The organism is Luteimonas campi, from assembly GCF_051162505.1.
Taxonomy (GTDB): Bacteria; Pseudomonadota; Gammaproteobacteria; order Xanthomonadales; family Xanthomonadaceae; genus Luteimonas.
On sequence record NZ_JBNWEM010000003.1, the window covers coordinates 74,832 to 87,335 of the forward strand.

The window sequence follows — 12,504 nt, forward strand, 5'->3', positions numbered from 1 at the left end:
TCCGGCCCACAATCCACGCTCCGGGAAGCATTCGAGGCCGCGCGATGCGCAACGAACTGATCATCGCCGTGGGCGAACTGCACCAGGGCATCAGCCACCACCACTGGCATGGCAGGACGTTCCGCCAGTTCTGGGCATGGTTCAACGACCGCTGCATCCAGCTGGTGGGCGCTGCCGACGCCGGCGAGCTCGACGCGCTGGAGGGCGCGCTGCTGGAGGTGCGCACGGCGGTCGAGGAGGGCGGCTACATGGTGCCGTCCGACCGTCTGGACGAGGTCATCGAGCCGCCGATGTAGGGCCGGCCGCGCCTACCTGGGGACGGTGGGATCGATGGGCTGGTCGGGGACCGGGTCGATGGGGCGGTCGGGAACCGGATCCGTCGGCCGGTCCGGGACCGGATCGATGGGCCGGTCGGGGATCGGGTCGGTGGGCCGGTCCGGAATCGGATCGCGGGCCGGATGCGGGACCTGTCCCGGAATCTCGCGCTGTGGGGACGCCATGCGGTTCTCCGTGAAAAGCGGACGAAACCGCACCCTAGCCGGCGCCCGCGTCGCCAGGCGTGAACCGCCGTGGCGACCTTCCGGCGCGGCCGGCGGTCGGCATCGGCTCAGCGTGCGCCGCCCTCGACCCGGAACGGGAGGTTGGCGTAGGCCGCATGGCCCTGTCCGTCGCGAACCTCCACGAACAGCCGGTAATGGCCCGGCGCGCTGGGCGCGGTGAAGCGCAACCGCCCGTCGGGCGAAACCTCGGCGTGGATGTCCACGTGCGCCGGCACGGCCTCGGGATCGCCGCCGATGGAGGTGGCCGTACTTTCCTCGCGCGCGTACCAGTGCCACTGCAGCGGGTCGCCATCGGCATCGTCGCCCGGCGCTGCCGCCTCGTGGACGCCACCGGGCGCCAGCACCACGCTGTCCGCGCCCGGCCTGCCGTCGATCGTCGCCGGCCCGATCGAGGGCGCACGATTGTCCGGCCAGCGCCCGGTCCAGAGCCGCTGCATCGCATCGACGCCCGGCGTGGACTCGCCGCTTGGCAGGAACAGCCCGTACCAGGTCGGCGTGCGTTCCTGCTTCTGCCCCCACAGGAACACGTACGAACCCAGGCACTGGCGCGTATCGGCGGCGATGATGTCGTGGTAGCGGCGCTCGAGCAGCGCGGCCTTGCGCGAGGCATCGTCCTCCAGCGGCGCGCCCCAGGCGGTGAGCGGACTCTCCCAATGGCCGGTCGGGCCCCATTCGGTGACGACGTAGGGGCCGGTCCAGTCCGCCTGGCGCAGCTTCTCCGGCAGCGCGTCCAGGTCGCCGTACAGCTGTACGCCGATCAGGTCGAGCGAGGGCGCGCGCGCCTTGATCAGATCGATCAGCGCGCGGTCGAAGCCGGCCAGCGGCGTCATGACCGGATGGCGGGGATCCTCCTCGTGGATCATGTCGGCGATCCGCCCGACCGCATCCCAGACCTTCGGGTTGCGCGATTCCAGGTTCAGCTCGTTGCCCACCAGCCACATCAGCACGGCCGGATGGTCGCGGTACAACCGCACCTCCTGCCGCAGCCGCTGCAGTTGCCGCGCCACCGCGTCGGCATCGTCGTAATCGAAGCCGTGCCGCTCCTTGCCCACGGCCAGGCCCATCGCCACCGTCAGCCCGGCGCGATGCGCGCGATCGAGCATCGCCCGCACCTGTGTTTCGTCGGTGCCGGTGCTCCAGGTGCGGAAGGAATTGCCTCCGCGCGCCGCAAGCTGCTCGAGATCGCCCCCCGACAGGCCGGCGCCGCGCACCTGGTAGGGCTGGCCGTTCACCAGCAGGCGCCAGGCGCCGTCGTGCTGCACCACCCGGACCTCGGAGGGGCCGGGCTGCAGGGCATCGTCCGCCTGCACGGTCGCCAGGCAGGACCCGAGCGCCAGCAGGCACGCCATCACTGCACGCATGTTCACTCCGCTCGAGCCGGTGGGAGACCGGCATGTTAACGGCCTGTGCGCCATCGCCCGCCGCCGGCGCGCGGGTGGCGGCGCGACGCGTTACGATGCTGCGCCGCCGGCCGTCCCCCAGATCCGCATGAAGGCCCATCTCCCCGAACCGCCCCCGGTGGCATGAGCCAAGCGCCGCGCCTGGCCGATGCCAGGGCCGAGCCCCGGATCGAACGCCTGCAGTCCTGGATCGCCGCGCTTCTGAGCGTGCTGCTGCATCTGGCCTGCCTGCTGCTGGCGCTGCTGGCGCCGCCGATCACCACCAGTACGCCGCAAGGCGCCTCGGGCGGCAGCGTGACCCTGGTCGACTTCATCGGCGAGACGCCGCCGCAGCCCCTGCCCACGCGCGCCGCTCCCGCTTCGCCCGAGCGCGCGTCGCCTGCGCCGCCGGCCGCGTCGCGGCTGCAGTCCACGCCGGTCCCGCTCGCAGAGGCGCCGGTGCCGCCTGTGGCCAGCGATCCCGCGCAGGCCCAGCGCCCGTCCCCCAGCCCTGCACAGCCGAGCGCAGCGCCGCGCCCGCAGGCGGCCGTGGCGCCGCCGTCCGCGCCGTCGCCGGCCTCGCGTCGCCCGCAGCACCGTTGGGGGCAGCCGCCGGGCATGCTGCCCCGCGAGACCGCACCGGTGCATGCCGGCCCCACCAGCGGCCCGGACAACGACCGCAGCCGCCGGCGCGACAGCCCCTCGGCGCAGCCGAGCATGGAAGTGGGCGGCTACCAGGTGTACTACGACCTGGCCAGCGAACGCCGCCTGCGCGAATGGCGCGACCAGGGCATGACGGAGGTCTTCATCCCGCTGCCCGGCACCCGCGATTACATGATCTGTCCGCTGGAGACGGCGTTGCGACGCGAGTCCGGCCCCTGTCGGCTGCTGCCACCGGACGCGCCGGAACTCGAGGCGATTGGCGATGCGCGCCAGGTCATCACCATGCACCAGGTGTATCGCCGCGGCGAGCTGGTCTGGCGCGGGCCGAGGCCCTACCGCTAGCGGCACGACAAAGCGCGCGCAGCCGCAACGAGCAACAGGCGCGGCTTCGATCCGCCGGTGTCGTGCGGCCTCGCTGCGCGGCGCGTCGCGCTCGGCTTGCTGCGGTGCACATGACAGCGCTGGCCGACGTCGATCCGACATCGCCGCGCACGGCGATCGCATCGCAGTATCGGCCCGCATCGCCCGCGCGCAGGCCACGATGTGCTGAAACGCGAACCAGTTCGCGTTAGTGCGCGATGCTTCCTGCTATTAATTCGCGCGCTGAAATGGTAGCGCTACCATTCAGCTTGGACGCAGCAGGGCGTGTGCACTCGCAGTACCCAGGGAGGGGCTGTCGTGTTGAGAGCATCCAGTCCCGCGCCGTCAGGCGCGGTGCCATCGCGTTTCCCGGCGACGTCCCGGTGGAACGGCCCCGCCTGTCGGCGCGGCAATGCCCCCGGTCCTGCTTCCGCAGGGCATCCATCCTCCATGCAATCCCGCCAACGGTCCCATGCTCCGGCGCACCCGCGCCGCCATGGCCAACCCCGCATCTGGAGAATCACGATGATGAAGCTCAATCGCCGCGACAGCCTTGCCCTCGCCATCCTGGCCTGCGCCATCGGCATGGCCGGCACCGCGCAGGCGCAGACGCTCGGCAGCAATGGCACCGGCACGCACGACGGCTACTACTACACCTTCTGGAAGGACTCCGGCAGCGCCACCATGACGCTGCAGCCCGGCGGCCGCTACCAGTCGCAGTGGACCAGCAATACCAACAACTGGGTGGGCGGCAAGGGCTGGAATCCCGGCGGTCCCAGGGTGATCAACTACTCGGGCTACTACGGCGTCAACAACAGCCAGAACTCCTACCTGGCGCTGTACGGGTGGACCCGCAATCCGCTGATCGAGTACTACGTGATCGAAAGCTACGGTTCCTACAACCCGGCCAGCTGCGCGGGCGGCGTCGACTACGGCAGCTTCCAGAGCGATGGCGCCACCTACAACGTGCGCCGCTGCCTGCGCCAGAACGCGCCATCGATCGAGGGCAACAACAGCACGTTCTACCAGTACTTCAGCGTGCGCAATCCCAAGCGCGGTTTCGGCAACATCTCCGGCACGATCACCGTGGCCAACCACTTCAACTACTGGGCCAGCCGCGGGCTCAATCTGGGCAACCACGACTACATGGTGTTCGCCACCGAGGGCTACCAGAGCCAGGGCAGCAGCGACATCACCGTGAGTTCCGGCAGCGGCGGCGGTGGCGGCGGTGGAAACACCGGCAGCAAGACCATCGTGGTGCGCGCGCGGGGCACCGCCGGCGGCGAGACGATCTCGCTCAAGGTCAACAACGCCACCATCGCGAGCTGGACGCTGACCACCAGCATGGCCAACTACACCGCCACCACTTCGGCCTCGGGCGGGTCGCTGGTCGAATTCTCCAACGATGGCGGCAATCGCGACGTGCAGGTGGACTACCTCAGCGTCAATGGCGCGGTCCGCCAGGCCGAGGACCAGACCTACAACACCGGCGTCTACCAGAACGGCCAGTGCGGTGGCGGCAACGGCCGCAGCGAGTGGCTGCACTGCGCCGGCGCGATCGGCTTCGGCAACCTCTGAGTCGAGTACCGGCCGTGGCCGTGCTCCGAGCATCCCTGCCCGCGCTTGCGATCGCGGCATCGATGGGGCTGGGTGCAGGCGCACTCGCCATGGCGCTGGCGGGTGGGGACGCGAGTCGTTGCCCGCACGGCGACGCTGCGCTGGCCGTGCGGATCGCGGAACTGGAGGCGGAACTCAAGCGCAGGCCAGCGGCGTTCGCGTCGCCGGCCCCGGTGCGTGGCGCGGCCGCCGGCTCGCCCGTGGCGGCGCACCCGCGCGGTGGGCCGCACACCACTCCCGGCCTGGCCATCGCGGCGCCTGCCGACGTCGACCAACAGGTCAAGGACCTGCTGACCCTGGCCTGGAACGATCGCCGCAGCATGCGCGAGAAACTCGAAGAGTTCCTCGACCGGCATGCGGACGATGAGGGCGTGGCCATCGCCAGCAAGGGCGTGTTCGAACTGGCGGCGAATCCGGACGTGCTGCCGGACACCGCGCTGGCGGCACTTTATCTCGAGCAACAGGATCCAACGTTCAGGCGCGTGCTCGCCCAGGTGGCGTCGGTGCGCGGCGACAACAGTCTGATCGAGCTGCACGTGGCCGAAGCGGCCGCCGGCCTGCATGGCGCCACGCCCATCGAGCGCCAGCAGGCGCTGGTGGAACTGGCGCGGACGCGTCATGCCTCCGCCGCCGATCGCGCCGCGCCGCTGCTGCGCGACCGCGACACCGGTGTGGTGCTCGACGCACTGCTCGCGCTGCGCGCCACCGGCAACCAGCGGCATGTGCCTGCGGTCGAGGCCCTGGCGACGCATCCGGACGATTCGGTGAGCTGGCTAGCCCGGGACGTCGTCGAAGAACTGCGCATGCTCAGCGGACAGGCACGCACCCGCATCGCGGAGCGAGAACTGGCCGCGGAACTGCCGCCCTTGCCGATGACCTCCGCACAGGCGGCCGCCGGCTGCGCGCCCGTCGCGGGATAGGCGCAGCGGCGACCGCGGTGGCCGCGAAGCGCGACGCCATGGGCCGCGCGATGCTCGCGCCTGTGCATTGCCGCATCTCGAGATTTCATCCGCGCTGGACCCCGGGTGCGGTACTCATGGTGCGCGACCAGGGAGACGCAGATGCCGGGCAAGCCCCGTTTCAAGCGCTATCGACATCCCGCTGGCGGCTGGGGATCAGTGCACTCGCTGCTCCGCTTCGGCGGCGACTCCAGCGTGCCCAAGCTGCCGGCGATCGCCCAGCTGCAGCGGCACAACAAGCCCGATGGCTACATGTGCGCGAGCTGCGCCTGGGCCAAGCCGCGCGATCCGCATCGCTTCGAGTTCTGCGAGAACGGCGCGAAGGCGACGTTCTGGGAGCTCGATACCAACCGCGTCGACGCCAGCTTCTTCGCTCGCCACACGGTTTCCGACCTGCTGCAATGGCCGGACCACGATCTGGAGCGCCAGGGCCGGCTGACCGAGCCGATGCGCTACGACCAGGGCAGCGACCGCTACGTCCCAATCCCGTGGGAGGAGGCGTTCGCCCTGATCGGAAGGGAGCTGCGGGCGCTGCCGCGCGAGGGCGTGGTGTTCTACGCCTCCGGTCGCGCCTCGCTGGAGACCTCGTACATGTATGCGCTGCTGGCGCGGCTGTACGGCAACAACAACCTGCCGGACAGTTCCAACATGTGCCACGAGAGCACGTCGGTCGGGCTGCCCCGCAGCATCGGCGTGCCGGTGGGGACGGTGCTGCTGGAGGATTTCGCGCATACCGACTGCATCCTGGCTTTCGGGCAGAACGTGGGCACCAACAGTCCGCGCATGCTCCACCAGCTGCAGGAAGCCAGCCGGCGCGGCGTGCCCATCGTGGTATTCAACCCGCTGCGCGAACGCGGCTGGGAGCGCTTCACCAATCCGCAGGAGCCCGCGCAGATGCTCACCGCGTCGGCCACGCGGATCGGGTCGGACTACCACCAGGTGCGCGTGGGCGGCGATATCGCGCTGGTGCAGGGCCTGTGCAAGGCGCTGTTCGAGCTCGACGACGCGGCGCGCCGGACCGGCGGGCCCCGCGTGGTCGATGCGGACTTCCTGCGTGCGCATACGCTGGGGTTCGCGGATTTCGAAGCCAGCGTCCGCGCCACCACCTGGGAAGAGATCGAGCGCGATAGCGGCCTGGCCCGCGGTGCGATCGCCGGTGCGGCCGGCGTCTACGCGCGGGCGCGCTCGGCCATCGTGGTTTACGGCATGGGCATCACCCAGCACCGGCACGGCGTGACCAGCGTGCGCATGCTCTGCAACCTGCTGTTGATGCGCGGCAACATCGGCCGCCCGGGCGCGGGCATCTGCCCCGTGCGCGGCCACTCCAACGTGCAGGGGCAGCGCACGGTGGGCATCAGCGAGAAGCCGGAGCTGGTGCCCTTGGACCGGCTGGCCGCGCAATACGGTTTCGAGCCGCCGCATGGCAAGGGCCTGGACACGGTCGGCACCGTCGAGGGCGTGATCGACGGAAGCGTGCGCGGCTTCATCGGACTGGGCGGCAACTTCGTGCGCGCGGCGCCGGAGACGCGGCGTCTCGAGGCGGCGTGGCGCGGCCTGCGTCTGAGCGTGCAGGTGGCCACCAAGCTCAACCGCAGCCATCTGGTGTGCGGCGAGGTGTCGTTGCTGCTGCCGTGCCTGGGCCGGCTGGAGCGCGATGTCCAGGCCAGCGGTGCGCAGACCGTCACCACGGAAGACTCGACCGCGTGCATCCACGCCTCGCTCGGCACGCATGAGCCGGCAGCGCCGACGCTGCGCTCCGAGCCCGCCATCGTCGCCGGCATCGCGCTGGCCACCCTGCCGCCCAACTCCCGCGTCCCGTGGCGGCACTGGGTGGACGATTACGCACGCGTGCGCGAGGCGATCGAGGCTACCTACCCCGACCAGTTCGGCGACTTCAACGCGCGCCTGCATACCCCGGGTGGCTTCCCGCGGCCCAACCCCGCGCGCGCGCGGCAGTGGGATACGGACAGCGGCAAGGCCGAGTTCGTCGTGCCCGCGACCCTGGATGCGAGCGGTCTGGACACGGGCGGCGAACGCCTCAGGCTGGTGACGCTGCGCAGCAACGACCAGTTCAACACCACCATCTACGGCTACCGCGACCGCTTCCGCGGCATCGAGGGCACCCGGCGGGTAGTGCTCGTGGGCGAAGAGGACATGCGCCGTCTGGGGCTGAAGGAAGGCGAGCTGGTGACGCTGGCGGCGGACTACGACGACGGCATCGAGCGCGCGGTTGGCGGCCTACGCGTGACCCGCTTCGACCTGCCGGCCGGATGCGTGGTCGGCTACTACCCGGAATGCAATCCGCTGCTGGCCGTCCAGCACCATGCCATCGACGCGCATGTGCCGGCGGGCAAGAGCATCCCGGTCCGCATCCGCCGCGACGACGGTCGCGCGCCCGTCCCGGCCGGCCCTGCGCCGCACTGACGCAATGCGTTCACGGTGTCGCAACCGGTAGAGGGGCTAGCTTGCACGTCCATCCCCACCGTTGGAGCCACGATGAGCGACCCCGCCGAACTCGAACAGAAATTCTGGAAGGCACTGAAGTCGGACATGACCGTGATGCTCGGCGTCGATGGCCACGAGGATGGCCATACCCGGCCCATGACCGCGCAGCTGGAAGAAGAAGGCCACGGCCCGATCTGGTTCTTCACCTCGGTCGACAATGCCCTGGTGCAGCACGTCGGCGCGCCGTGCCGCGCCGTGGCGGCCTTCGCCGCCAAGAACCATTCGCTGTTCGCCAGCATCGGCGGCAGCCTGCAGGTCGATACCGATCGCGCCGTGGTCGAGCGCCTGTGGAATCCCTTCGTCGCGGCCTGGTACACCGGCAAGGACGATCCCAAGCTGGCATTGCTGCGGCTCGACCCGGACCAGGGCGAAGTGTGGTTGAACGAGAACAACCTGCTGGCCGGGGTCAAGATGCTGATGGGCATCGACCCGAAGAAGGACTACCAGGACAAGGTGGCCAAGGTCGACCTGGGCTGAGCGCCTGGCCGAATGCGCTGCGCGGGCCGGTGTCTCCGCGGCCTCCGCGGCGCAGCGCCTCTATTGAATCGCGAAGGCGCCTTGCATGGTCGAGTGGCCTGGTCGCCTGGCCATCGCCCGGAAGCCTGGCCCCGCCTGGCCTGAGCAGCGCGTCCGCGACGGCAGCCACGATGCGTCGCGCGCGAGCACTAGGGGTCAGGTCCCCGCATGCGCGATCCTGCGTCGTTCCCATGTTCGTATGCACAGCAGCTGGTCGACGCGCGCTTTCGCGACGATTTCGAACAGGTCTGGCGCGCGGGGCCGATCTATCCCGGATTCCCCCGGACCGGCGGGAGCAGATCGTCGAACGGCGGCGCCCGATCTGCCGGCAAGTGAAAGCGGACGGCGCGTCCGCCAACCCGCCTCAGGGCACGACATCGTCTCCAGTTGGCCTGGCGAAACGGTCGCAGCGGAAAAGGCCAACGGTGCAGTGACATGCATGCGGTCACCCGCCGCAAGCTGCGAGGCAGCGCACGCATCTTCAACCGGACGCAGGCAATCGGGAATGCGACCGCAACCGATCGACGACCGGCTGCCGTGTAAAGGCTCTGTCATCCGGCCTGCCCATCATTGCGGCCTCGCGTCATGCGATGGATCGGGGAGCGATCCGCTGATCGGGTGACGTCCGCGCGCGCTGGCCGCAGATGGTGGAGCGCACGCGTGTGCAGGAAGCACTCCTGCGGTGGAGACGCGTCCGGACCGGCGCGTATCCACCGCCAGCCCCTCCACGAGATCGAGAACCACTTCCCCATGTCAGCATTGATGAAGACTGCGCTGTCCAGCGCGGTGATGGTCGCCTTGTGCCTGCCGGCGCAGGCCCAGGCACAGGCGCAGGCGGGCCTGGCCACCTCGTCCCCTTCGCCAGGGCGTAGCGCCGATGCAGCCGGGACCGGAGCGATCCTCGGCCGCGTCTACGATCCGGCTACCGGTGAATACCTGCGCAATGCGCGCATCAAGCTCGATGGACGGCAGGTGGCGACCTCTGCCGAGCGGGGCGAGTTCCGGATCGGCGGCCTGCCGGCCGGCGAGCATCTGCTGACGGTCGAGTACACCGGCTTCGGCACGGTGCAGCAGCACGTGGCGGTGCGCGATGGCGAGACCAGCGAACCCCTCTTCGAACTGTACAGCTCGCAGGCCGACGCCGAAGCCGTATCGCTGGACGTGGTGCAGGTGGTGGGCGCCCGCGAGGGCGACGCGCGCGCGATCATGGAGCAGCGCGCATCGATGAACATCACCAATACCCTGTCGGCGGACAGCTTCGGCGAGATCGCCGATGCCAACCCCGGCGAGTTCCTCAAGTACATGCCGGGCGTGGACTTCGACGTGGTCGCCGACGACGCGCCACGCAACATCTCGCTGCGCGGCCTGCCGGCCAAGTACACCGGCGTGACGCTCAACGGCATCGGCCTGCCCGGAATCGACGCCAACTCGTCGAGCTCGCGCACCTTCAGTTTCGAGCAATCGGCGCTTGCCGGCGTGGACTCGATCAATATCTACAAGACCACCAGCGCCGACATGGATGCGAACGCGCCTGCCGGCACTATCGACATCCGCACCAGGCGCGCCTTCGACGCCAAGGGCCGCCGCATCACCGTTTCGGTGGCCGGCAATACCCACGACGGCCTCTGGGACAGCAAGAACACCGGCTGGATGGAAGGCGGCTACGACACGAAGTTCCTGCCCGCGACCACGATCAACTACTCGGACGTGTTCATGGATGGCCGGCTCGGCATCGCCGCCGGCGTCAGCAGCGTCACCAGCCTGGTCGAGCACGCCCAGATCACCGCCGGCCGCAACTACCTGCCGGCCGCGACCAGCCCCCATCCTTATGCGGTCACCTCGATCGCGGGCGCCGGTTACGACCGCGAATACAACCGCCGCGTCGCCCAGCTGGGCGTGGATTTCAAGGCCAGCGACGAGCTGATCCTGTCGCTGGCCGCCAGCGTCAGTCGCGGCGACATCGATCCGAACACGATCACGCCCACGTTCTCCAACTCCCGCGCCTCCAGCGGCGACCCCTCGATGGACTGGACAACCCGCTACCCCCAGGGCGCGAACACGCTCAACACCAACAATACCTACACCTACAAGCTGGGCTACTCGCGCAACTTCATGCCCGGCTTCGTCTGGCAGAACGAGCGGTTCAAGCTCGACGGGACACTGTTCTCCGCGCGTTCGGAAAGCCGCTACGACTCGGGCAAGAAGGGCCAGGTCTCGGACGTGCTCAACGATGTCCTGACGAGCGGCAACTACAGCGCCTCGCGCAGCAGCTGGATGCACCAGGACTGGCAGATCCAGCAGCTGGACGGCCCGGACTGGTCGCTGCCCGAGAGCTACCGCCTGGGCTCCTACGCCGGCGCGCTGGGCAATTCGACCCGGCCCTCGGTCCGCACCACCAGCGGCAGCCGCGCCGACCTGGATTATCGCGGCGGCGTGCTCAACCTCGAGTTCTACAGCGACATCGGCCAGGTACCGGTCACCTGGAAGACGGGCCTGAAGTCGACCCGCGCCGATTACGCCTTCGGCAACACCTCCGACGCCAACATCTGGACCTACAACGGGCCCATGGACAACACCGCGTTCCTGCGCGCGGTGCAGAGCGAGAACGTCTGGCACAGCAGCTCGTCGGGCATGGAAGTGCGCACCCTCGGCGGCGGCGATCTTTACGTCTACAGCCTCGGCAGGATCCACGAGCTGATGCGGGCCCACCCGGAGCAGTGGCTGCACGCGATCACGCCGGCGCGCTGGTACAACGCCAACATCGCCAACGACAACAGGATGGACGAGCACATCAACGCCGCCTACTTCATGGGCACGGCGGAGCTGACCGGCAAGCTCAAGCTGCAGGGCGGCCTGCGCTGGGAGCAGACCCGTACCACCAGCTACGATTTCGTCCCGCTCGGCGCGAGCGAGCTGGCGGCCGCCGGCCATGCGGTCAACGCCGCCACTGGGCGGGCCACCACGATCGAGGGCCTGGAATACCAGTACTTCACCAATCCGCGCCGGCGCAACGCGTCCAGCTACAACGATTTCTTCCCCAGCGCGTCGATGAAGTACAGCTTCAGCGACGGCTTCGACCTGCAGCTCGGCTACAGCCGCACGATCCTGCGTCCGGAAGTGAGCGACCTCGCCGGCGTCTGGTCGGTCGATTACGGAACCGAGGACGGCAACGTGCTCAGCGCGCCCAACGTCAACCTGATGCCCGAGTACTCGGACAACCTGTCGCTGCGGCTGGTGAAGTACTTCGAGCCGGTGGGCCTGGTCGGATTCGGCCTGTTCCACAACCGGATCAAGGATCTGATCAGCGACGTGAACATGACGCCGGAAGAGTTCGGCTACGGCGGCGACGAAGCCATCGACCTGGTGTCCACGCGCGCCAATCTCGAGGACGACATCAGCGTCAGCGGCTATGAGTTCGAGTTCAACCACGCGATGGACTATCTGCCCGGTGCGCTGGGCGGGCTGACCGTGCGCGGCTCGTACACGCATACCAATCCCTCCGTGGTCATGCCGCGGGTGGCCCAGCAGGTGGCGAACCTCGGCTTCGGCTGGCGGCACGGGCGGGTGCGCCTGAACCTCAATACCGTCTGGAGCGACGAGAAGGATCGTGGCCTCACCGGCAACGTCGCCAACGCGCACGGCGTCGTGATGCGGCAGAAGCAGCCGTTCGACGACTATCTCGAAGTCAACATGTCCGGCAGCTACACCCTGGTGCCGCGGACCCGCGACGGCTGGTTCAGCCTCGACGCCTTCTTCAGCGTCAACAACCTGTTCGACCAGAACCGCCACACCGTGTATTCCAACGGCGAAACCGGCCTGGCCGACCGCGGCCACCACAGCCAGATCTACATCACCAGCGGTCGCCGCGCCTCGCTGGGCCTGCGCGCTCGCTTCTGACAGCTGATCCCGGCCGCGGGCGCGTCGCTGCGATGCGCCCGCGGCACA

9 protein-coding genes are annotated in these 12,504 nt (G+C 69.3%); 7 read left to right on the forward strand and 2 right to left on the reverse strand.

Features of this window, described 5'->3' with window-relative positions:
- Positions 1–44: 44 nt before the first annotated feature.
- Complete coding sequence (locus tag ACQYVW_RS10220; RefSeq protein WP_434946934.1) at positions 45–296, forward strand: hypothetical protein; 252 nt, start codon at positions 45–47, stop codon at positions 294–296.
- 12 nt (positions 297–308) lie between these two features.
- Here ACQYVW_RS10220 and ACQYVW_RS10225 read toward each other — a convergent pair whose 3' ends face one another.
- Together ACQYVW_RS10225 and ACQYVW_RS10230 are read right to left on the reverse strand one after the other, a co-directional pair.
- Positions 309–500, reverse strand: a complete 192-nt coding sequence (locus ACQYVW_RS10225; protein WP_434946935.1) for a hypothetical protein — start codon at positions 498–500, stop codon at positions 309–311.
- 107 nt (positions 501–607) lie between these two features.
- A complete protein-coding gene (locus ACQYVW_RS10230; protein ID WP_434946936.1) occupies positions 608–1,921 on the reverse strand; it encodes a glycoside hydrolase family 2 TIM barrel-domain containing protein in 1,314 nt (437 codons plus the stop codon).
- Between the two features lie 162 nt (positions 1,922–2,083).
- Between ACQYVW_RS10230 and ACQYVW_RS10235 the strand changes: the two genes are divergently transcribed.
- The 6 genes from ACQYVW_RS10235 (at position 2,084) to ACQYVW_RS10260 (ending at position 12,456) form a co-directional block, all read left to right on the forward strand.
- Complete coding sequence (locus tag ACQYVW_RS10235) at positions 2,084–2,944, forward strand: type II toxin-antitoxin system RelE/ParE family toxin (protein WP_434946937.1); 861 nt, start codon at positions 2,084–2,086, stop codon at positions 2,942–2,944.
- 546 nt (positions 2,945–3,490) lie between these two features.
- A complete protein-coding gene (locus ACQYVW_RS10240) occupies positions 3,491–4,540 on the forward strand; it encodes a glycoside hydrolase family 11 protein (protein ID WP_434946938.1) in 1,050 nt (349 codons plus the stop codon).
- Between the two features lie 20 nt (positions 4,541–4,560).
- Complete coding sequence (locus ACQYVW_RS10245) at positions 4,561–5,499, forward strand: hypothetical protein (RefSeq protein WP_434946939.1); 939 nt, start codon at positions 4,561–4,563, stop codon at positions 5,497–5,499.
- Positions 5,500–5,640: 141 nt separating this feature from the next.
- Positions 5,641–7,962 carry an FdhF/YdeP family oxidoreductase gene (locus tag ACQYVW_RS10250; RefSeq protein WP_434946940.1) on the forward strand — a complete coding sequence of 774 codons (2,322 nt, stop codon included), beginning with the start codon at positions 5,641–5,643 and terminating at the stop codon, positions 7,960–7,962.
- Positions 7,963–8,034: 72 nt separating this feature from the next.
- A complete protein-coding gene (locus ACQYVW_RS10255; RefSeq protein WP_434946941.1) occupies positions 8,035–8,520 on the forward strand; it encodes a pyridoxamine 5'-phosphate oxidase family protein in 486 nt (161 codons plus the stop codon).
- Between the two features lie 801 nt (positions 8,521–9,321).
- The gene (locus ACQYVW_RS10260; protein WP_434946942.1) at positions 9,322–12,456 is read left to right on the forward strand and encodes a TonB-dependent receptor domain-containing protein; all 3,135 of its coding nucleotides are present in this window, start codon (positions 9,322–9,324) and stop codon (positions 12,454–12,456) included.
- The last annotated feature ends 48 nt before the right edge of the window (positions 12,457–12,504 follow it).